We start from the raw sequence: 21,356 nt of genomic DNA on the forward strand, positions 1-21,356 counted from the left end.
CCCATACCCAGTGCATTTGCGATCTGCTCACGGGCAGTCTTCCCGATGACTGACCCGCTCGAAGTCCACGCCGGTGCCGTCGTGGTCGAGAACGGGCGGATCGTGTCGGTTGTTCGAGACCGGAGTCAGATCCCCGAGGGGCTGCGCGTCTTCGACGTGGGTGATCGGCCCGTGCTCCCCGGCTTCGTTGATCCGCACGTGCACGTCGAGATGTCGGCCACAGCGATCTTCGGCGCGGTTGACTGCCGCACCCCACCTTGCGCGTCTGTCGGCGACGTCCTCGACCAGCTGAGAAAGAACCAGGCGTTGCGCGAAGCACGTGGCGGATGGCTGATCGGCCAGGGGGTTCTCTACGCCTCCCGTCGCTTCGACGAGCGACGACTACCCACGATGACCGAGCTGGATTCGATCTCCGCGCAGTTCCCCATTGCTCTTCGGTTCGGCGCTCACGTCACTGTTGTCAACTCGCGGGGCATGGAGCTGGCGATGGAGGCTGGTCTCCCGGTGACCGGTGACGCCCACGTGTGCCTCGATTCCAGCGGCAAGGCCACCGGCGAACTGCATGAGCTCTTCTACGCCCTCCCGATCCCCTCCCTCACCGACGAGCAGTTGCGTGAGTCCGTCGCGGCAGTGGCACGAGAGCGGCTCACTGCCCACGGCGTGACCGCCATCGGTGAGATCACGAATACCGCTCGAGGCATGCGCATCATGAGCGATCTCGCAGGATCCGCCGATCTCCCTCAATCGGTTCAGGCGTACGTGTGGACCCCCGGCACCATGGACCTGTCGAATCTGCTCGCACCGGGGTTCCGTGAGTCCTACGACGGATCCGACTACCGCGTCGCCGGCATGAAGGTCTTCGTGGATGGGGGGTACTCGGCGCACGGCGCTGCCCTGTTGACGTCCTACGTGGGCAGCTCGTCCACCGGCCGTATGGGCTTCAGCGAAGCCCAGATGACGGAGCTGGTGAGTCGTGCGGATGCTGCTGGTCTCCAGATTGCCGCGCACGTCAACGGTGAGCGGGCGCAGCGCCTTGTGTGTGACTCGGTGGTTGCAGCGAGAGGCGGTGGGGCCGGCATTCCCGTGCGGCTCGAACACGCGGGCAACGTACTCACGGATCCCGAGACGGCGGAGTACTGGGCGCGAGCCGGCGCGGTCCCCATTGTGCAAGCGGGCTTCATCTGGTCGATGGGCTCGTTCATCGCGGAGTCCATCGGTGCTGAGTTCGGTCCGCGCCTCTTCCCCTTCCGCGAGTTGATCGACGCCGGGTGGCGGCTGGCGGGGAGCTCCGACGTCGCCGGCTCGGATATCCGGCTGTTCAACCCGATGGCCAACGTGATGTGCGCGACTCAGCGCGTCACGTGTGTGGGCGATCACCTCGCGCCCGAGCAGGAGGTGTCCGTGATGGAGGCGCTTGCCATGCACACGGTCTGGGCGGCGGAAGGCCTGGGAGTCGCGCATCGGATGGGTTCGTTGGCAGCAGGGCGCGAGGCGAACGTCGTCGTACTCGACCGTGACCCACGAGTGACGGATGGTGCTCTCCTCGGGGACATCGTGCCGTCAGCCGTACTCCAGCGGGGTTCCCTGGTGCACGGAAGCTTGGGCGAGTTGCCTGCGCAGCCGTAGGCCCGCCAGCCCATGCCGCCTCGACGGTGACCGGCGTCCGGTTCCAGGCCGCCTGGGGTCGGCTCGAGCGTTGCGATGCCTGGCGGGACAGACCCAGCTCCTGGGCGACATGTGACACCGGCTGCCCCTCGAACCGGATCCGCTGAACTCGCCGGCAACGGCCGTGGAACGTCAACCGGGTGTTGGCGTGGACCATCAGGGCCACCGTGCAGTGCGTGCCCTAGCCGTCAGCCACTGCATCGGAGGTCTTCGTTCTGATCGGGCGCTACGCCGTCACCAACCTGGTGGCCGGTCATGCCCAGGGCCGTCGCACTACATCGAGAAGCGCCCCAGCTGCTGCGCAGTGGACTTCAGTTCCTCCACGACGGACGGGATATCGGCTTGGTCGTAACGGGAGAGCGGCATTGAGACGCATACCGACGCGACCGGCTCGTGCTCGTTGGTTGCAGACCAGACAGGAACGGCGAGAGCACCGATACCGTCATCGCTCTGGCCGTAGTTCGTGGCATAGCCAGTCTTGCGAACAGCCGCGAGTTCGCCGATGAGGGTGTCGAAATCGGCCGCGGAGAGCCTGGCCGCGTCCGTGCGGCCAGCAGGCTGATACATCGCAGACACGGTGTCGGCGGGAAGAAAGGCCAAGATGGCCTTGCCGCCCGCGGTGATGTGGGCCGGGTAGTTGGCGCCCCTGAGGGTGCCAACCCGGAGGGCGCGTTGGACCTCGACACTCTCCACGAATGTCAGCGTCATGCCCCGTAGCACGCCCACGGCAACCGTTTCGTCGAGTTTCGCTGCCAAGGCCGCTAGATGCGGTCGCGCCCAGAGCCGCATATCGGAAAGATCGAGCAGGGAGACCCCGAGGTCGACCAAGGCCTCGCCAGGGCCGTAGGCCTTGCTCTCGACGTTCTGCGCGACGAACTTGTGGTGCTGCAGCATGGCAAGGAGCCGGTGGGCGGTGGACGGCGCTACGTCCAAGTACTTGGCGACTTGAGACACGCGCACGGTGCGCTCTGTCCGGAACATCAGCAGCAGCCGAAGCGCGTTGTCCACCGACTCGATCCGGTACTGCGGGCCCGCGTTGTCGCCCCTGGGTTCCACCACTTCTAGGCCCCCGTCCCTGTCGGCGCAGCCCCGTGGAGTGTGTCCGGGGCAGCACCGCGCCTTTTCTGCACGCTAGAACAATAGGGCACCTCGACGGGTCGAATGAGGAGCGCTGGGTTCGGAAGCGGAGTGCTGCCCGGATGGCGGCGATCCATCCGAGGGCCCGCCGCCAACATCGTTATGCGTCCGTTAACTAATATGTTACCGATCACATCTACATTGCACCCAGAGCCGTCCGCGGCAGAGGTTCTGGTCCCACATGGAGGCCCCGGCGACCGATCGGCCGGAGCCTGTTCGAGCAGTGATCCACGTGGCGTGCGGTCTCCACCGCGCTCCTTACCCCTCTCAAGGAGTACTAGCAGGATGCGAAACCCAGTTGGAAAGGCCCTGGCGGCGTGGGTCGTCGTTGCCAGCGTTCTGACGCTGTCTGCATGCGGTAGCAACGCTGCCAACAACTCGTCGTCCAGCAGCGCTGCGCCGAGTACGTCCGATTCGGCAACCGCCTCCGTGTCGTCTGACTGCCAGGTGGTGTTCGGGACGAACACCGAGCTGTCGGGCGACTACCAGGTCTACGGCGTGCCAGCCGCGCAAGGACTCGACGAGGCGGCCAAGGACATCAACGCCGCCGGTGGTGTCAAGGTCGGCGATCAGACCTGCGAGTTCGTCGCGGTCAACGTCGACAACAAGTCGGATCCGGCCGAGGTCCTGACCGCGTCCCAGAAGGTCGTGGATGCCAAGGCGCTCGCTGCGCTCGGCCCGGACTTCAGCGGTGACGTGGCCTACGAGACGTGGAAGAAGGCCGGCATCATCGACTGGGTCACGAGCTCGGACATGATCGAGCGGCTGCGAACCGATCCCGAGAACAGCCCGCTCATGCTGTCGCTGCTGGCCTTCCAGGACCTGCAGCACATCGCCTACATGGCGCAGGCCAAGGCAAGTGCGCCGGACATCAAGACGGTCGCGATGCTGCTGCCCAACGGCGCGGTCACGGATGCGTGGGTCGACGACTACACCAAGGGTGCCGAGGCGAACGGCATGCAGGTGGTCAACACCACCCTCTTCCCGCCGGATACCCAGGACTACTCGACCTTCCTGACCAAGGTGGCGGCGTCCAAGCCTGACCTGCTGATCGTCGGCACCTCCGCGGAGCAGTCGACCGGCATCATGTCGCAGGCTGTTCCGATGAACGTGGCGAAGTACTACATGAGCGAGACGGCCTCGGCGGAGTCGGTTGAAGCGCTCCCCGAGCTGGCGAGCGCCACCGTCTTCCTCCCGGCCTTCGCTCCGACGTTCTCGGCGTCAGCAACCCTGCCGACCGACGACGTGACGGCCATCTTCCCCGACGGGAAGGCACCCCTCGTGGCAGCCGCAGCCATCGTGCTCTACTACGCGGCCTGGCTGACCAAGCAGGCCGTTGAGACGGCCGGCAGCACGGACCCGCAGGCCGTCATGGATGCCCTCGTGGGCTCCAGCTACGACGGGCCCTTCGGCACGTGCAGCATCACCGAGGAGAAGTACATGAGTTGCCCGACCGTGTTCACGGTGCTGAAGGGTGGCGACGTGACCGTGTTCCAGTTCGCGGGCCCGTTCGAGACGGCTCCGATGGCCGTCTTTGACTGCGCCGACGCGACCTGCAAGGAGCGGTAGCACACGAGACAGAAGCCGTGGTGGGCGGGCCCTTGGGGTCCGCCCACCACGGCTTTCCGGGTGCGCGTCCTCGAGTCGTGCGCCAGGGCGCCGCGGGTTCTGACGCGGGGCGTCACCCTCCATCGGACCGGGGCGCTTCATCCAACTGCACGACCGCGAAGCCGGTCGCGACGGCCTTGAGCCGCAACGCGCCGTGGGACCTTGCCGTGGTCTCTCTCCCGGCTGGGAGGAACGGTCAGGAGTGTGCGCGCGCCGCCGCGAGTGCACGGCGGGCCTTCTGGAAGCGGTTGACCGAGTTCGAGGCCAGGACGCCTACCACTCGATCGTCGACTCGGGACTCGATGACGAACGCGCCGGTCGCCATCGACCCCTCGACGACCTCGTCCGTGTCGCCGCGAACGCCCGCGCATTGAAGGTGCATCGTGAACTGATCGGACCAGAAGTAGGGGATCGATCGAAACGGGCCCTCTTGGACCCCCAGCAGCGAGCGAGCGGCGTACTCCGACTGCTCAACCGCGTTGGTCCAGTGCTCGATGCGCATGGCTCGCCCGTACGCCGGATTCTGCCAGCGTGCCACATCCCCCGCGGCCACGACCCCGTCCGCACCGATGGCGCGGCACTCTTCGTCGCAGAGCACACCGTCGGAGATGTCCAGGCCTGATCCGGAGAGCCAACCCACCGCCGGCCTGACGCCGATCCCGACGACGACGAGATCAGCTGCGATGGTGTCGCCCCCGGACAGGGTCACTCCCGTCACGTCCGAGTCGCCCTCGATCGATGTCACGCTGGCGCCGAAGCGCGTGGCGACCCCGCGATCGCGGTGCTGCTGGAAGATGTACGAGGCGACCAGTCTCCCGACCTGCGGCTCCAAGGGCAGCGGACTGGAATCGATCAGCGTGACCTCCAGCCCCCGCTCCCGGCATACGGAGGCAATCTCCGAACCGATGAATCCGGCACCGATGACTGCGACCCGCGGCCGCCGCGAGATCCTCGCTAGCAGGAGGGATGCATCGTCCGCGCTCCGCAGGTAGCGCACGCCGGGAAGATCCGCCCCGGGGCACCGCAGCCGGATCACCTCTGTGCCTGTGGCGATCATGAGCCCATCGAAGGGAACCGACGTCCCTCCCTGCACGCGAACGCACCGGGCGGCAAGGTCCAGATCGGTCGCAGCTACGCCGAGATGTATCGCGGCATCCAAGTCCTCGAAGACGGGAAGGCGAGCCTGCTCGAGGGTCCATGTGGATGCGAGCACGGCCTTGGACAGCGGAGGCCGGTCGAACGGTGGGAACTGGGCTTCTGCCCCGATGAGGGTCATCCGTCCTTCAAACCCTTGGCGGCGGATCTCCTCCGCTCCCCGGAGGCCCGCCAATGACGCTCCGACGATGCAGATGCTCCTCATCATGAGCCAAGTGTATGTTACATGCTAATGATCGCAACCCCTCGACTCCGGCTTCCACACCGGAAGTTGTCGGCGGGTGATTGATGTCTAGTCGGTAACATGTAAGACTCCCGTCCGTCGGGGACCGAGCACCGCCCTGAAAGGAACTCGGAGTTGATGGCAACCATCCATGGGGCGTCGACGCGAGCCGTCGAGACGTCGGAAGCGATGGTCTCCTATCGGGATGTCGGCTCGGGACCCGTTCTTCTGCTTCTGCACGGAGGCGCGCCGGCGGCGACCGGCTGGGGGAACTTCGGCCGCAACGTCGCCGACTTGGCAGCTGACTTCCGTGTGATCACCCCAGACCAGCCGGGCTTCGGTGGATCGCGGTTGAACAGCGACAGCGGCCTCCCGTACCCGGTGGTCTCCGCACAGGCCATGATCGAGCTCCTCGACGTGCTCGGGATCGACAGAGCTCACGTCGTGGGTAATTCGAAAGGGGCGGCGGTCGCGTTGCAGATGGCCCTGCTCAAGCCCGACCTTGTGGATCGCCTCGTGCTCGTAACTCCTGCACTGGAGGGCTTCGCACCCCATGTGCTGGCCCCTGAAGCCGAGGGCGAGCGCCTGCTGCGCGACTACTATCCGGATCCGACCCTTGAACGGGCTCGCCACCTGGTCCGCTCTTTCGTGTTCGACCCTGATGAGATCCCCAACCTCGAGCAGGTGGTGGAGGCGCGCTACAACGCGACCCTGGACCAGCAGAGCGAAGCGGGCTATCTGCGGATGATGACCTCGACGGTTGCCGACAGCGACTCGCGCTCGGCGGTCGAGAAGGTTCGCAGCATCGAGAATCCGACGCTGCTCATGTGGGGGCGCGACGACAAGTTCTGCAACGTGGAGGACGCCTTTGCTTACCTGTCGGCCCTCCGCAACTCCGAACTCGTTGTCTTTCGCAGCACGGGGCACTGGCTCATGTTCGAGCGGTGCACCGAGTTCGCTGCCCACACCAAAGCGTTCCTCAGCCGATGAACGGTGCCGCGCGCGTACTCGTGGGGCCGCGTTCTTGCTCACGTTCGCAGACCCGACGGGAGCAGTGAGTTGAACGAGTTTCTCCAGTTCACTTTCAACGGGCTCGTGACCGGTGCCGTATACGTACTCGTTGGCGTTGGCTTGACGGTGGGTATCGGTGTCGCACGGTTCTTCAACTTCGCTCAAGGACAGCTGGTGGCCCTAGCGGCAATCATGGGGGCGGTACTCACTGCAGCAGGGATGCCCTACATCGTCATGGTCCCCTGCGTCCTCCTGACCGTCGCTCTGGTGGGGATGGGGATCCGCGAGAGCATCGTGCGGTTCGCTGGGACCGACAGCTTGGTCGTGTTCCTTGGCACGCTGGGCTTCGGCATCGTCCTGCAGTCCGCGATCGTCCTGCTCTGGGGCCCCGAGCAGCGACAGATCGCGAGCCCCTTCTCGGGCGTCGTCTACATCGGCGAACTGGTGCTTCCGGTCTCCAAGCTCATGCTGTTCGCCGTCACCATTCCTGCCGTCGCGGTCCTCTACTACGTACTGGCGAGGACGAAGGCAGGGCTTCGCCTGCGATCCTGCGCGGAGAACCCTGACGTCTCCTCCCTCTTGGGCGTCAATGTGGGTCGAACGATGCGCTCGGCTGTCGCCCTGGGCGCAGTGCTCGCAGCTCTTGCGGGGATTCTCATCGCGACCCTGTTCCCGTTCAGTCCGTTCAGCGGGGGGTCCTACCTCATCAAGGGCATCGCCGTTGCTCTGGCCGGCGGGCTGGGAAGCATCTCGGGTGCGGTGATCAGCGGTCTCGCCCTGGGACTCATCGAGACATATGCGACCGCGTACGGCGTCCCCCTCGGCTTCTACACATTCGGACCCGAGTGGCAGGACGGCTATGCCTTCGTCCTCATCATCGCTGTCCTGGCGCTTCGCCCACGTGGTCTCTTCAGGGGAACAGGCGATGTCGATGTCTAGCCGGGAGAGGGTCCTTCAGGCTCTGCCCCGGGTGGGTCTTGCCTTCCTGGCCATCACACCTGTCTTCGTGATTCCGCTCGGGGGTTTCTCGACTCCTTGGAACGCCACGAACACGGCGATGACAGTTGCCAGCATGGCAGCCATCTTCGGCACAGTCGCCGTGGCCACGGCGATGTTCGCCTTCCTCACGGGGCTTCCATCGATCGCACAGGCCGGTCTCTGGGGTGTGAGCGCCTACGCCGCGGGAATCTCCATGGACAGATTCGGACTCAACTTCTGGGCCAGCTTCCTTGTGGCTATTGCGGCTTCGGTCATCGTCGCGATACCGGCAGCGCTCGTGGCCCTTCGCACTCGCGGCAATGCGTTCCTCATCGTGACACTCGCCTTCAGCGAGTTCATCGTTCTGATTCTCGCCAACGCCGAGGGCCTGACCGGTGGCTTCTCGGGCTTGTCCTTCCTGGACAACCCGCCATCGATTGGCCCGTTGGACTTCTCCTCCCCGTTGAGTCAGTACTACGTGTACCTCGCCGTACTGGCCGTCGCGATCGGCGTGTACTGGATGGTGCGTCGTTCCAGCTTCGGTCAACGAGTGCAAGCCGTTCGAGACAACGAGAACCTCGCGAGCTCGGTGTCGATAGTCACGGGCTTGCACCGAGTCACGCTCTTCCTCCTCTCGGCGGCGGTCACGGGACTGGCGGGTCCGCTGATACTCCTTCAACAGCGCGTGATCACCCCCGGACTCTTCAGCACGGACGTCTTCCTGAGCGTCTACCTCATGATCATGCTCGGCGGCATCGCGACCATCGCGGGGCCCGCTGTCGGCGCCTGGGTGGTGCAGGGGCTTCCTGAGTGGATCGGCTCTGTCGCTGGCATTGGGCCGAACGCTCAGAGGCTCTTGTACGGCCTGCTCCTGCTCTTCTTCGTGCTGGTCGCTCGCAATGGCGTCATGGGCCAGTTGAGCATCCTCTATCGGACGCGAATCCTCGGAGTCCCGGCCTTGTCTTCCATCAGGACGACGCGGGACAGGGCGCCTCGGCTCCGCGATGCGCCGGCGCTCCCTCGGGCGGATCAACCGGCAGCTCCGGTTCTTGTCGGGAAGGACCTCCCGGAGGAGATCGTTCTTGACGTACGCAACCTCAGCCATAGCTTCGGAGCCAACCTGGTGCTCGACGACCTGTCGTTCGAGTTGAGGCGTGGCGAGATCCGAGGGTTGATCGGACCGAACGGGTCGGGCAAGACGACAACGCTCAACTTGATCAGCGGTTTCATCCCGTCGAACTCGGGGCAGGTGCTCTTCCGCGGATCCTCGATTGGCGGTCGGCGCTTGGAGAAGGTGTCCGGCATGGGTCTGGTCCGAACATTTCAGCAGCCGGAAGTGTTTCGCACATTCACGGCACGCCAGACGTGCGCGATGGTGATGAACTCGTTGGGATCACTGGGCGGAGGCCGCACATTCAATCCGGATCTTCCGGACGATCCTGAGTTCTACCTCGAGCTGTGCGCGCTCACTGAGGTTGCCGACGAGTTGCCCGGCAACCTCTCCTATGGGCACACGAGACTCCTTGGGGTTGCGGCCGCTCTTGCACGAAGGCCGCACGTTCTCCTGCTCGACGAACCCGCCGCAGGATTGAGCACCGTTGACCGCGGTCGGCTAGCCAACGCCATCCTCGGCGCTCGTGATGGAGGCGTCTCCGTCGTGATCGTCGATCACGACATGTCATTCCTACTCCCGCTGTGCCATCGTCTGACGGTCCTGGACTACGGGAGGAAGATCGCCGAAGGGGCCCCTGACGCGGTCACCGTGAATCCTGAGGTCATCGCGGCCTACTTGGGGTCGGGCTTTGCCCAGAAGTACGCAGACGAGCGTCGCACGGAGGAAGCCAATGACTGAGGAGTCAGAAGCTGGGCTCGGACTCGTGGTAGAGAACCTCGTGACTGGGTACGGCTCGATCGAGGTTCTCCATGGCGTATCCATCAACGTCGAACCGGGCAGTGCCGTTGCCATCGTCGGATCTAACGGAGCCGGCAAGTCGACCCTCTTGAGAGCCGTTTCGGGGCTCCTGCCCGTCCTGGCAGGCAGCATCACGTTGGGAAGCCACGACGTGAGCAGTCTCAGCCCTCACAAGATCGCACGTGCGGGGGTGGGCCACATCCCTGAAGGTCGCCAAGTACTCCAGAGGCTCACGGTCAGAGAGAATCTGATCCTCGGCGCGCAGGGCAGCGCCGACGCTCCCGAACGACTGGACGCGCTTCTCGAGACGTTTCCCGCCTTGCGGGACAAGCTCGGTCAGGTGGGTGGGCAGCTCTCGGGCGGACAGCAGCAGATGCTGGCTATAGCCCGGGCTCTCATGGCCAATCCTCGGCTGATCCTGCTCGATGAGCCAACGGTCGGACTGTCCCCGAAGCTCACCGATGAGCTCTACTACCTGCTCGCCCGCATCCGGCATGAGTGGAAGGCGACATTCGTTCTCGTCGAGCAGAACATCGCGCTGGCGGCTGACCTGACCGATCAGGCGATCCTTCTCCAGAGGGGCCGCGTGATCCGCACGGAGCCGTCGAAGAGCCTGATGCACGACGAGGACCTGCTGAAGGCCTACCTGACCTAGACGTCTCGGCAGGTCGCGTGGGTTGAAGGCGTGCCACGAGATCGTCCGGTCTTGGGAAGGGCCGAGCCCACGCCCGGGTGTACGACTGTCGCAGGGGCAGCTTCGTCACCGGGGTCTTCCGGTCTCGGCTCACGTTGCGCTGGCCCTTCCGGCAGTGCCGTCCAGTCTCGCCTCCCCCCCAGCCTGTCGTTAGTCTGTCTGGCATGGTTAGGCAGACGTCATCCTTGTCGCGCAACGTGGCACCTGCGCAACGTCTCGGGGCGCGGGTCTATGAGCAGGTGAAGTCGCAGATCCTCTCCGGCTACTACGCCCCCGGCGAGTGGCTCCCCGTCGACGATCTATGCCGCACGTTCGGAGTCAGCCGGCAGCCCGTGATGGAGTCCATGCGACGGCTCTCCGGCGACTGGCTCGTGCAGATCGTTCCCCAGGTCGGCTGCCGAGTGGCTCAGTACGACCAGCAAGCGTTGGTCGACTACATCAGGACCGTTGGCGACCTGGAGGGCGAGGTGGCTGCGTTGGCAGCGACGCGCCGCACCAGCGAGCAACTGGAAGACCTCGCGGCGATCACTCGCGAACTTCAAGAGGTCACCTCGTTCGGTGACGAGACGCGCCAGCTCACCCGCGACTACCACGGCCTGGTCCTGGAGATGGCTCATTCCGAAGTTCTGCAGCAGGTGTGCGAACAGCTCTGGGATCTCGGCGATTTCGCCTGGGGGATCATCCTCGCTAGTGGGACTCCGGCGCCGCACGCTGACGGTGAGGAACGGGACCACATCACCCGGCTGTCGGCGGCGATCGAGGCGCAGGACCCGGAGCTGGCCCGATCGGCGGCAAAGGAGTGGCTGATCGCCGACCTGGCGCCGTCGCCTCGGTAGCGCCCAGGGGTCCGCTCGACCACCGCGAGCATGGTGACATACTAGTATGTCACCATGCTGAGTCATCTTGATCTCCGCTCGCAGGCGGCTTCGGGGAGGTCGGCTTCCCTGCCGGGGCTTCGCGGTCACGGTGGACGCCTGATCGCGAGCGAGGAGACGGCCGCCATCGTCGAGCACGTCCGCGCCGGCGGACCAGGAGCCATGAGGTGGGGTTCGGGGCAGCTCGGCCCGTCCGACACGCGATACCAGGCGCTCGACCCCGACCTTGCGGCTCGGGCGCTGGCCTCGCTGCCGTCGCCTACTCAGGCTCGGATGGAAGGGCTGGCTGATCGGATTCGATCAGACTGCCTCCTCGCGGCGGGTCGGGAACGGGAGCACGAGCTGTCGCCCGGGGTCCGGGTGGTGCACCGCCGGGTGGCTGTCGATCGAGTCGGCCTGTACTTGCCGTCGGGGGGCTCGACGATCGGCGCGGTCTCCAGTCTCCTGTGGTACGCCTTCTGCGCGCGGGCCGCTGGTGTGCGATCGGTCGCCGTCGCGATCGATCCCCGGTCCCCTGAGTCCATGCACCAACTCGTGATGGCGGCCTGCCACATCGCGGGAGCGCACGAGGTCTACTCCGTCGGGGGCGCCGAGGCCATCGCCCTGCTCGCGTACGGTTCTGGAGGCTGCGACCCGGTCGATCTCATCGCTGGGCCGGATGACCAGGAAAGCCGGGAAGCGAAGTCCCTTGTTTCCCCGGACGTCGACGTTCTTCATGTGGCGAGGACCCGTGCCTTCGCCATCCTCGCCGATAGATGGGCGAACCCGAACCTGGTGGCGGCGGACATCGTCGACGTCGCCGAGGGGAGGTCGTGGCGCGACGTGTTCCTGGTGACTCCAGGTGAAGGATTCGCCGAGGACGTAGTTGTGGCGGTTCAAGCACGGCTTCGACTCGGTCAGACCCACGCTGACCACGGGGAAGCGGCTCGCGACCCCCTGGGAACCGTTGCTCTCGTTGATGACATGGAGCACGCGCTGGCCGTCGTCGATACCTGTGCTCCGATGGATGTGGCGATCCATTCGGCGTATGCCTGGTCCTACGCCGCGCGCATCAGGCGCGCCGAGACGGTGTACGTCGGGGCACATAGTCCCTTCGCTCTGCGAAGTCTCGGGCTGACGAGACCGCTGGTCTCCACGACTCCCCAGGGCACGTCGCGCCGGGAGGTCTCGCCGGGCGACTTCCTGCGCGACGCTCGAGTCGTCCACTGCACGAGGCAGGGGCTGGAGTCGCTGTCGGACGAGTGCGAGAGTGCGGCGCACGCCGACTCCGCGACACCGACGAGCGCCGCCGTCGCGGCCCGCTGGGAGACGTCGATCGCCCACTCACGGACGCATGATCGGGGCCGATGACGCGTCGCCGGCCCCGACGAAGCGGCGATGCGCTGCGCGCAACTGTGAAGATCCTCGCTCCTTCGCGGGTGTGATCGGCCCCGTAAGCCCTCCCATCGCGGTCGGCCGGGCTCCCCACTCGTGACGCGCTGATCGCAGAGGACCCGGCGACTGCCGCTGACGCCGTCTCCCATCCCGGAGGACGGCTCGACCGCAGGCTGGGCTGTGCATTGACACATGGCCTGTTACATGCCACAGTGCGAAATCGACACTGGAGGGTGATGTGAGTGGTTGAGGTACCTATGCCTGCGGCACGCGTTGTCGAGACGTCGGAGGCGGTGGTGTCCTATACGGATGTTGGCTCCGGTCCAGTCCTTCTGCTTCTGCATGGTGGCGGTCCCGGCGCGACAGGGCTGGGGAACTTCCGCGGCAACGTGGCCGACTTGGCCGACTCGTTCAGACTCCTCATCCCTGACCAGCCGGGCTTCGGTGCGTCAAGACTGAGCACGGACAGCGGCTTGCCTTACCCGGTGGTCTCGGCGAAGGCGATGATCGACCTGCTCGAGGCCCTCGGGATCGACCGAGCTCACGTGGTCGGCAACTCCATGGGTGGTGGAGTCGCCCTGCAGATGGCGCTCGCACGGCATGATCTCGTCGATCGGCTCGTCCTCATGGGCCCGTACCTGTGGGGCTTCGCACCTCAAGTTCTGTCCGCAGAGCCTGAGGGCGGGCCGCTGCTGAACAACTACTACCCGGACCCGACGCTGGAACGGGCCCGTCACTTGATCCGCACCTTCGTGTTCGACGCCGATCAGATCCCCAACCTGGAGGAACTGGTCCGCGCTCGATACGAGGCGACCCTGGACCCGCAGGTCGAGGCGGGGTACATGCGCATGGTGACCTCGACGTCCCCCGACCCCGACCCGCGCTCGGCGCTTGAGAAGGTGCGGAGCATCGACAACCAGACGTTGCTGTTGTGGGGCCGAGACGACAAGTTCTGCAACCTCGAGGACGCCTTCGCCTATCTGTCCGCCCTGCGGCACTCCGAACTCGTCGTGTTCCGCGACACCGGTCATTGGGTCATGGTGGAGCGCCGCACCGAGTTCGCGGCCCACATGAAGGCTTTCCTCAACCGATGAACCGCCTGTCCCGAGCACAGAAGTGTCGCCAACTGGAGGTGCCCCATGACCATGCTTGACCCCACCGTAGGCGAACGTCGCGGCGCCCGAGTAAGCAGAGATGTCTACACCAGCGACGAGATCTACCGCTTGGAGAAGGAGCGGGTGTTCGGCCGCACCTGGCACTTCGCCTGCCTGACAAGCGACCTCAAGAAGCCCGGTGACTTCTTCACGGTGACGGTCGCCGATCAGCCGCTCATCCTTCTTCGCGGCAACGATGATGTGATCCGGGCCTTCTTCAACGTGTGCACTCATCGAGCAGCAATCCTGACCGGACAGAAGTGCGGCAACTACGGCCGAGTGCTCAAGTGCATGTACCACGCGTGGGCGTTCAATCTCGAGGGAGAACTCGTCGGGGTGCCCTACGAGGAGGGCTACGGGCCTGACTTCGATCGCGGAGAGCTCGGCCTCGTCAGCGTCTCCGTGGACACCTTCTTCGATCTAGTCTTCGTCGCCATCAATCCCCGCGTTCCCTCGCTCGTCGACTATCTCGGGGAGATCGTCGACCACCTCGGCCCGTATGTTCAGGGCATCGAGGCGATCGGTAGGAACAGCTGGACGTATGAGGGCAACTGGAAGCTCTGGCACGAGAACTTCCGGGACAACTACCACCCCGAGTTCGCTCATCGCAACATCCACGACATCATCCCGCACTACGCCGACCGCGGCGGCAACTGGGCGCTTGAGCCGGCACACTCGGTGCTCCAATGGGTGGCCGAGGCGCCCAACGCCAAGGCCTACATCCGAAGCCTTCGCCGATACAGCGGAGTCGAGTTCGCGGAGAACGACACACCCAGCTTCTCGAATCCCGAAGGCTTCCATGAAGCCCCGCAGGAGGTGCTGGCCGTCTTCCCCAACCTCGACGTCCAACCTGGCCCGAAGACTCGCGGTCGGGGCATGAAGGCCGGCTACATCCAGACGGTGACTCCGCTGAGTCCATCCCGATCCCGGGTCGACATGGTCGTCTACTCGGCCGTCGACGATGATCCGGAGACGCGCGCGCGCAACCTCGAGAACCTCGCTGATTCGCAGGGCTCCTGGGGAAAGATCAGCGGGGACGACACCGAGGCCGCGCATCGCTGCCAGATGGGTGCGCAGGGAACCGGCACGCGGGAGAGCATCTTCACCCGTGGCGTCGCGCCCGGCAATGGCGGCCAAGACGCGGACCCGCGGGACGAATACTCCCTGCGCATCTTCTATCGCGCGTACGACGACTACCTCTCCGCGGAATAGCGGCTTTGGCACCTCTGCGCACTACGGAACAGGACGGCCGACACATGTCTGATACGCGCTCGACCTCGGCGGCTCTCCGGAGCGAGCTCGAGGATTTCTATGCGCACTACGCCGAGGCGATCGATCAGAAGCGCCCCAACGATTGGCTGAGCTTCTTCACGGATGAGGGAGTGAACGCGGCCGGCACGCACAACAACATCTCCACGACCGGTATGTGGTGGTACGTCGATCGGGGGCTTGTCGATCTACGGGAACGGGCGGCGTACACCAACGGCTACCACTGGCACAACCCGGCCAAGACACTCCACGTGATCACGAACATCCGTGGCCATGAGCGTGACGACGCGGTGATCGAAGCCTCGGCCTACTTCGTGATGTTCGTCGCGGATCGTTCACAGGAGTCCCAGCTCCATGTCTGCGGTCGGTATGAGGACATGCTTGTTCGCCAAGGTGGGCGCCTCGTGTTCCAGGAGCATCGGGTAGTCATCGATGCCGAGACGGTTCCCCAGAACATGGGCGTCCTCCTGTGAGGGCGGACGGCGCTCAGGCTGATAGCCCACGAGAGGTCGTGGCCTGTGGCTACATCGGGCTGTCGTGCAATGCGCTGCAGGATTGGCGCACCTTCGCCGCGGACCTCGGCATGCAGGTCAGCAGTGACTCGACCGAGACGAGACTCCTCCTTCGCGTGGACGAGAGGGCGTTCCGCGTAAGCGTCGAACCGGGTGAGGACGCCGTTCGCTACGTGGGCTGGGAAGTCGCCTCCGAGCAGGGCCTCGATCGGCTTGCGGTACGCCTGTCCGCAGCCGGGATCGAATGCACCGAGTCACCGGATCTGGCGATCGAGCGAGGAGTGGATCGCTTGATCCGCACGGCGGACCCCGGGGGCAATGTTCTTGAGTTCTTCGTTGGTGCGCGCATCGCCCGAGAGCCCTTCGTCTCCCCCACCGGGGCGGTGTTCGTGACGAGCCATCGAGGCCGAGGCGATCTCGGTTTCGGTCATGTGGTCGTGACCTTCGACGACTACGAGGCGGCGCGCCACTTCTACATCGATCTGCTCGGGTTCGATGTCAGCGACATCTGCCTGCTGGAGCAGCCGTGGCTGTTCACGCGCGTGAACCCGAGACACCATTCCCTTGCCTTCGGACACGTGCCGGGTCAGTCCGCCTATCACCACTTCATGCTCGAAGTGACAGACGAGGACACCGTCGGTCGTGCCCTTGATCGCTTCATGGATGCGGGAGCTCCGCTGACCGCCGGCCTGGGCCGTCACACCAATGACCTGATGCTCTCGTTCTACGTCCGCTCGCCGAGCGGCATCGAGGTCGAGTACGGCTGCCAGGGCCGGCTCATCGACGACAACGCCTGGTCCACTGCTACCTATGAATCCGACCGCATCTGGGGTCACCGTCGGCTGGGGGGCTGACTCGAGCACCGAGAGTGGTCGTCGGCTGCTTCAGGATCACCACAAGGAAGGCGAGAGAGTTGCGCGTATCGATAGACCTGACGAGATGTGCCGGGTACGGGAACTGCGTGGATGCCGCGGAAGCCGTGTTCGAGATGAGCGACGTCGACGACATCGCCGTTGTACTCCTGGCGGAGCCTGGGCCGGACCTGTGGGAGTCCGTGAGGAAGGCCGCGCGAGTGTGCCCCGCCAACGCCATCGTGATCGATGAGGCTGACGAGTAGCGAACGGGTGTCCACGTCCGGCCCGGCCACGCAACCTGTCTGAGGGATGTGAGATGACGCTGTCGGACGACTCGCCATACAGCGAAGAGGGCACGAGCCGCTCCGTCGACTGGAGGGGTTCGGTCCTTCACTACCACGACGTCGGCGAGGGGGAGCCCATCGTCTTCCTCCACTCCTGGGGGATCGGGACGACGGCCTGGATCACCTGGAGCAAGGTCCTGAGGACCCTTGCTCCCCGGTTCCGCTGCCTTCTCCTGGACCTGCCGAACTTCACCCGGTCGGGTCCGATCTTCTCTGAGGAGTCGCGATACGACCTGCAGGCGTCGAGTGCGACAGCGCTCATGGACGCCCTCGGCCTAGAGCGCGCTCACATCGTCGGGAATTCGCAGGGTGCTCAGAGTGCGCTGCTACTGGCGACGAGATGGCCGCAGCGTGTGGACCGTCTGGTCGTCGGGGCGCATCACCTCGGAACGACCGGCGGCGAGTACCTTCTCGCGCTTGGCGAGGAGGAAGGGATTCGGCTCGGTCTTCGCGCGGAGGAGACTCCGACCCCCGACACCGTCCGTGCCTATCTTGAATGCCACCTTGATGACCATTCGTTGGTGACAGATGAGCTCATCGAGTATCTGCTGCACGCACACGTCGAGAATCCGGCCATCGGAGTCGCACGAGAGTCGATGCAGTACGGCGAACCGCATGACCTCACCGGCGACCTGATCAACCTGGCGATCCCTACGCTCGTGATCTGGGGGAGGAACGATCGCGTCTGCCATGTCGAGATCGGCATTCGGACGATGAACCTCATCCCCGACAGCCGCTTGATCGTGATGAAGTCAACCGGGCACTGGCCTCCGTTCGAGCGCCCGGCCGAGTATGCCGATCACGTCGGCACGTTCCTGCAGGGAAGCTGGTGAAGATCCCCGCTCAGGGGATCCCCGCTCACGGACCTGGCCGAGGACCCTGTGCGACCCATGCAGTGTCCTCGACGTCGCACGTGATCTACATCGGCGAGAGGGACCGTCTCTTTGCGCCGACGAGCCTCGGAGGTTCCCGTGCCTGACATGAGCATCATCGATCGTGAAGAACTTCTTCAGCGCGTTCTCCTAGCGGTGCTCTCGGTGGAACGGGTGGAGGACGGGCCCCTCGTGGCACCGGTCTGGTACGAGTACAGACCGACCGGGCAGTTCCTCCTTCTCGTCCCTTCATGGTCGCCCAAGGCCGCCCTCATGCGCCGGTGGGGACGTGCCTCCTTGTGCGTCTACCAGGATGGCGAGCCCCAGCGCTACGTGTCCGCCACGGGTTCCGTCGAGGTCCGCGAGCTGGACGAGGCCGAGTGCTACGCCGCGATGCTGTCCATGGCCGTTCGCTACGAGGGGCACGAGCGCGGTACGGAGGCTGCCGGGAGGCTGGCCCAGGATCCCGTGTCCCTGGTAACACTGACACCCCACCGCTGGCATGCCCAGGTGTTCTGAGTCGAGCAGCAGCGTGACTGGGACGAGCGGGTCGGCATGACGCGTAGTGCCCTCGACGACGTGCCCACCGGATTCGTCGGACTCCAACTCGCGATCCGAAGCATCCGCATGCGCCAACGGCGCGGCCGTCCAACGATCGTCAACAGGCAACACAGCCCTGGGAGGGATAGATGTCCACCAGCACCAAGCACGACGTCGTCGTGGTCGGAGCCGGTCTTGCCGGTCTGCGCGCCGCTCGCGACCTCGCGGATGCCGGACGCCGCGTGCTCGTACTCGAGGCGCGAGACCGTGTCGGCGGCCGCGGGTGGACGTCGGCCTTCCCAGGGATCAACATCTCGGTCGAGCTAGGTGGCTCCTTCTTCACCGAACACCATTCACTTGTCGCACAAGAGCTGAAGCGCTACGGCCTCGGCGTTCTCGAACAGATCGACCCGGTGTCGTCAACGCGCTGGCACACCGGAGGCCAACTGCGCCTCGACACGCCCTTCTCGGGCGACGACGCGGCAAGCGCGGCTGCCCTGCAGCGTATGAACGACGACGCTGCGGCTATGGCGTCCGGAACCCAAGACCCGCGCTTCGAGCTGTCTCTTGACGGCTACCTCGACGCGATCAACGCCCCAGAACCCATGCGTGACTTGGCCTACGGATGGTGGTCGATCACCGGCGGCGGCGACCCAGCCATCGGCTGCGTCAACGGCATCCTCGGTTCGATGATCTCCGAAGGACCGATTGGAGAACTGCAACCGAAACTCCCTTACGCACCCGACCCGGGGTGGAGCGCGCTCGCCCTGGCCATGGCCGCTACGGACGGCGTCGACCTCGAGTATGGCCAAGCGGTGTCGCAGGTGTTCCACGACGACGTCTCGGTGAGCGTGCGCACGGTGGACTCGACGTTCACCGCTGCGGCCGTCGTGATGGCGATCCCCGTGACCACCTACTCACGTGTTCGCTTCTCACCGTCGCTGCCCGATCGGCTCGAGGACGCGTTCGGCTGCAGCGCCGGCCAGGCGTTCAAGGTCTGGATGCTGACCCGCGGCGTCCCTCACCGGGCGCTGGCCTTCGGGCTCGGTCGTGGCCTCAACTTGCTCTACTGCGACCGAGTTGTTGGCGACAACACCCTGGTCCTCGGGATCGGGTGGCCGGTCCCCGGCTTCGATCCATCCCGACGAGAAGACCTTGAGTGCGGGCTCCAGCACTTCTTCCCGGAGTCCGAGCTGCTCGCGCACGTCACGCACGACTGGCTCACTGACCCAGCGAGTCTGGGCACCTGGGTCAACCCGATTGCCGGTCAGTCGCAGCGACTGACCCCCGCGGCCTGGGCGCCGACCGGGCGCCTCGCGTTCGCCTCCTCCGACTTCGCCGCCGAGCACTCCGGCTGGTTCGAGGGCGCACTGGTATCAGGCACGGCCGCCGCGCGCGCCATCCTGGAGCTCTGACGGCCCGTGGTGCCGATGACGCCCCACCGCTGGCATGCCCAGGTGCTCTGAGCCGGGCAGCGGTTCGATGGTGGTACTGAGCTTCGTGACGTCGGGAAGTTCGACGTGAGCGAGACGGCCTCAGCGGAGTACGTTCAGGCACATCCCGAGCCGGCTGACGAAGCCGGCTGTTGAGACTGCCGGCAGCACGGACCCGCAGGCCGTCACGGATGCCGTCGTGGGCGCCAGCTACCACGGGCCCTTCGGCACGTGCGGCATTACCAAGGAGAAGTTGATGAGTTGCCCGACCGTCCTCACGCTCGTGCAGGGCAGCAACGCGACAGTGTCCGCTGGCACCGGACCGCCTCTGGTTCGCGGACTTCACCTACGTCTCGACGTGGTCCTCGCACCTCAGAGCAGCGCCGCGGCCTTGGTGAGCACGACCCGCAGGATCTGCTCGATCTCGACGAAGTGCTCCTGGGTGCAGATCAGCGGGGGAGAGAGCTGGATGACCGGGTCGCCGCGGTCGTCGGCGCGGCAGTACAGACCCTCGGCGTAGAGCTGGTTGTAGACGAAGCCGTGAAGAATCCGCTCGCACTCCTCGTCGCTGAACGTCTCCTTGGTTGCCTTGTCCTTGACCAGCTCGATGCCGTAGAAGTAACCCTCGCCGCGGACGTCGCCGACGATCGGCAGGTCGAGAAGCCGCTCCAAGGTCGCCCGGAACGCGCCCTCGTTGCTGCGGACGTTCTCGAGGACGTGCTCGTTCTCGAACGCGTCGAGGTTGGCATTGGCGACGGCGGCTGAGACCGGGTGGCCGCCGAACGTATAGCCGTGGAGGAACGCGTTGCCGTCGCGCAGGAACGGCTCCATGAGCCGGTCGGTCGCGATCATCGCGCCGAGGGGGGCGTAGCCGGAGGTGATGCCCTTGGCGCAGGTGATGATGTCGGGCTGGTAGCCGTAGCGCTCGGCGCCGAACATGTAGCCGAGCCGGCCGAAGGCGCAGATGACCTCGTCGGAGACCAGCAGGACGTCGTACTCGTCGCAGATCTCGCGGACCCGCTCGAAGTAGCCGGGCGGCGGCGGGAAGCAGCCGCCGGCATTCTGCACCGGCTCGAGGAAGACGGCCGCGACGGTGTTGGGGCCCTCGTTCTGGATGGCTACCGCGATCTGGTCGGCGGCCCAGCGGCCGAAGGCCTTGAGGTCGTCGGCGCGCTCGGGGGCGCGGTAGAAGTTGGTGTTGGGGACGCGGAACGTCGAGGGCACCAAAGGCTCGAACTGCTGCTTGAGCCCCGGCAGGCCGGTGATGGAGAGCGCACCCTGAGTGGTCCCGTGGTAGGCGATGGACCGCGAGATCACCTTGTGCTTCATCGGCTTGCCGGTGAGCTTGAAATAGTTCTTGGCCAGCTTCCACGCGCTCTCGACGGCCTCGCTTCCGCCACTGGTGAAGAAGACCCGGTTGAGGTCACCCGGCGCGCTGCCGGCGATCCGCTCGGCGAGCGTGATCGCCTGCGGGTGGGCGTAGGACCACAGCGGCATGAAGGCCAGCTCCTTCGCCTGCTTGGCGGCCGCCTCTGCGAGGTCGGCGCGCCCGTGGCCGAGCTGGCTGGTGAACAGCCCGGCCAGCGCGTCGAGGTAGCGCTTCCCCTGGTCGTCGTAGATGTAGGCGCCCTCGCCCCGCACGATCACCGGGATGTCGGCGTCGGTGTGTCGGGCAAAGTGCATCCACAGGTGGGCGTGGGCCGACTTCTGGAGCTGGTCGTGGTCGTGGGTCATACTGGTATGTTA

The 21,356-nt window shown here is 65.5% G+C and carries 19 protein-coding genes; 16 read left to right on the plus strand and 3 right to left on the minus strand.

Features of this window, described 5'->3' with window-relative positions:
• Positions 1-45 precede the first annotated feature (45 nt).
• A complete protein-coding gene (locus tag ACFQGU_RS00450; protein ID WP_386763377.1) occupies positions 46-1,626 on the plus strand; it encodes an amidohydrolase in 1,581 nt (526 codons plus the stop codon).
• Positions 1,627-1,938: 312 nt separating this feature from the next.
• On the opposite strand, the gene ACFQGU_RS00455 is transcribed toward ACFQGU_RS00450, so the two are convergent.
• The gene (locus ACFQGU_RS00455) at positions 1,939-2,673 is read right to left on the minus strand and encodes an IclR family transcriptional regulator (protein WP_386763378.1); all 735 of its coding nucleotides are present in this window, start codon (positions 2,671-2,673) and stop codon (positions 1,939-1,941) included.
• Positions 2,674-3,252: 579 nt separating this feature from the next.
• Here ACFQGU_RS00455 and ACFQGU_RS00460 point away from each other — a divergent pair.
• Entirely contained in the window at positions 3,253-4,371 is a 1,119-nt protein-coding gene (locus ACFQGU_RS00460) for an ABC transporter substrate-binding protein (protein WP_386763379.1), read from the plus strand.
• 235 nt (positions 4,372-4,606) lie between these two features.
• Here ACFQGU_RS00460 and ACFQGU_RS00465 read toward each other — a convergent pair whose 3' ends face one another.
• Complete coding sequence (locus ACFQGU_RS00465) at positions 4,607-5,773, minus strand: NAD(P)/FAD-dependent oxidoreductase (RefSeq protein ID WP_386763380.1); 1,167 nt, start codon at positions 5,771-5,773, stop codon at positions 4,607-4,609.
• 153 nt (positions 5,774-5,926) lie between these two features.
• Between ACFQGU_RS00465 and ACFQGU_RS00470 the strand changes: the two genes are divergently transcribed.
• From ACFQGU_RS00470 to ACFQGU_RS00535, 14 genes are all read left to right on the plus strand, one after another.
• On the plus strand, positions 5,927-6,778 hold the full coding sequence (locus ACFQGU_RS00470; protein ID WP_386763381.1) for an alpha/beta fold hydrolase: 852 nt from the start codon (positions 5,927-5,929) through the stop codon (positions 6,776-6,778).
• Between the two features lie 69 nt (positions 6,779-6,847).
• Positions 6,848-7,738, plus strand: a complete 891-nt coding sequence (locus tag ACFQGU_RS00475) for a branched-chain amino acid ABC transporter permease (RefSeq protein WP_386763382.1) — start codon at positions 6,848-6,850, stop codon at positions 7,736-7,738.
• 133 nt (positions 7,739-7,871) lie between these two features.
• On the plus strand, positions 7,872-9,629 hold the full coding sequence (locus tag ACFQGU_RS00480; RefSeq protein ID WP_386763383.1) for a branched-chain amino acid ABC transporter ATP-binding protein/permease: 1,758 nt from the start codon (positions 7,872-7,874) through the stop codon (positions 9,627-9,629).
• A gap of 25 nt (positions 9,630-9,654) precedes the next feature.
• Positions 9,655-10,344, plus strand: coding sequence for an ABC transporter ATP-binding protein (locus ACFQGU_RS00485; protein ID WP_386763384.1), 690 nt, complete (start codon positions 9,655-9,657; stop codon positions 10,342-10,344).
• A gap of 203 nt (positions 10,345-10,547) precedes the next feature.
• Complete coding sequence (locus ACFQGU_RS00490) at positions 10,548-11,219, plus strand: GntR family transcriptional regulator (RefSeq protein WP_386763385.1); 672 nt, start codon at positions 10,548-10,550, stop codon at positions 11,217-11,219.
• Between the two features lie 54 nt (positions 11,220-11,273).
• Positions 11,274-12,608, plus strand: coding sequence for a histidinol dehydrogenase (locus ACFQGU_RS00495; protein ID WP_386763386.1), 1,335 nt, complete (start codon positions 11,274-11,276; stop codon positions 12,606-12,608).
• Between the two features lie 281 nt (positions 12,609-12,889).
• Positions 12,890-13,726, plus strand: coding sequence for an alpha/beta fold hydrolase (locus ACFQGU_RS00500; protein ID WP_386763387.1), 837 nt, complete (start codon positions 12,890-12,892; stop codon positions 13,724-13,726).
• A 45-nt stretch (positions 13,727-13,771) separates the two neighbouring features.
• Positions 13,772-14,998 (plus strand): aromatic ring-hydroxylating oxygenase subunit alpha, encoded by a 1,227-nt coding sequence (locus ACFQGU_RS00505; protein ID WP_386763388.1) that lies wholly within the window; start codon positions 13,772-13,774, stop codon positions 14,996-14,998.
• Between the two features lie 44 nt (positions 14,999-15,042).
• Entirely contained in the window at positions 15,043-15,528 is a 486-nt protein-coding gene (locus ACFQGU_RS00510; protein WP_386763389.1) for an aromatic-ring-hydroxylating dioxygenase subunit beta, read from the plus strand.
• Between the two features lie 38 nt (positions 15,529-15,566).
• Positions 15,567-16,421, plus strand: coding sequence for a VOC family protein (locus tag ACFQGU_RS00515; RefSeq protein ID WP_386763390.1), 855 nt, complete (start codon positions 15,567-15,569; stop codon positions 16,419-16,421).
• A 14-nt stretch (positions 16,422-16,435) separates the two neighbouring features.
• The gene (locus ACFQGU_RS00520; protein ID WP_386763391.1) at positions 16,436-16,684 is read left to right on the plus strand and encodes a ferredoxin; all 249 of its coding nucleotides are present in this window, start codon (positions 16,436-16,438) and stop codon (positions 16,682-16,684) included.
• A 53-nt stretch (positions 16,685-16,737) separates the two neighbouring features.
• Positions 16,738-17,598, plus strand: coding sequence for an alpha/beta fold hydrolase (locus ACFQGU_RS00525; protein ID WP_386763392.1), 861 nt, complete (start codon positions 16,738-16,740; stop codon positions 17,596-17,598).
• A gap of 147 nt (positions 17,599-17,745) precedes the next feature.
• On the plus strand, positions 17,746-18,156 hold the full coding sequence (locus ACFQGU_RS00530) for a pyridoxamine 5'-phosphate oxidase family protein (protein WP_386763393.1): 411 nt from the start codon (positions 17,746-17,748) through the stop codon (positions 18,154-18,156).
• A gap of 170 nt (positions 18,157-18,326) precedes the next feature.
• Positions 18,327-19,592 (plus strand): flavin monoamine oxidase family protein, encoded by a 1,266-nt coding sequence (locus ACFQGU_RS00535; protein WP_386763394.1) that lies wholly within the window; start codon positions 18,327-18,329, stop codon positions 19,590-19,592.
• A gap of 390 nt (positions 19,593-19,982) precedes the next feature.
• Here ACFQGU_RS00535 and ACFQGU_RS00540 read toward each other — a convergent pair whose 3' ends face one another.
• Entirely contained in the window at positions 19,983-21,344 is a 1,362-nt protein-coding gene (locus tag ACFQGU_RS00540) for an aspartate aminotransferase family protein (RefSeq protein WP_386763395.1), read from the minus strand.
• Between the last annotated feature and the right edge of the window lie 12 nt (positions 21,345-21,356).

The sequence above is a fragment of the Longivirga aurantiaca genome, assembly GCF_042660085.1.
GTDB lineage: Bacteria > Actinomycetota > Actinomycetes > S36-B12 > CAIYMF01 > Longivirga > Longivirga aurantiaca.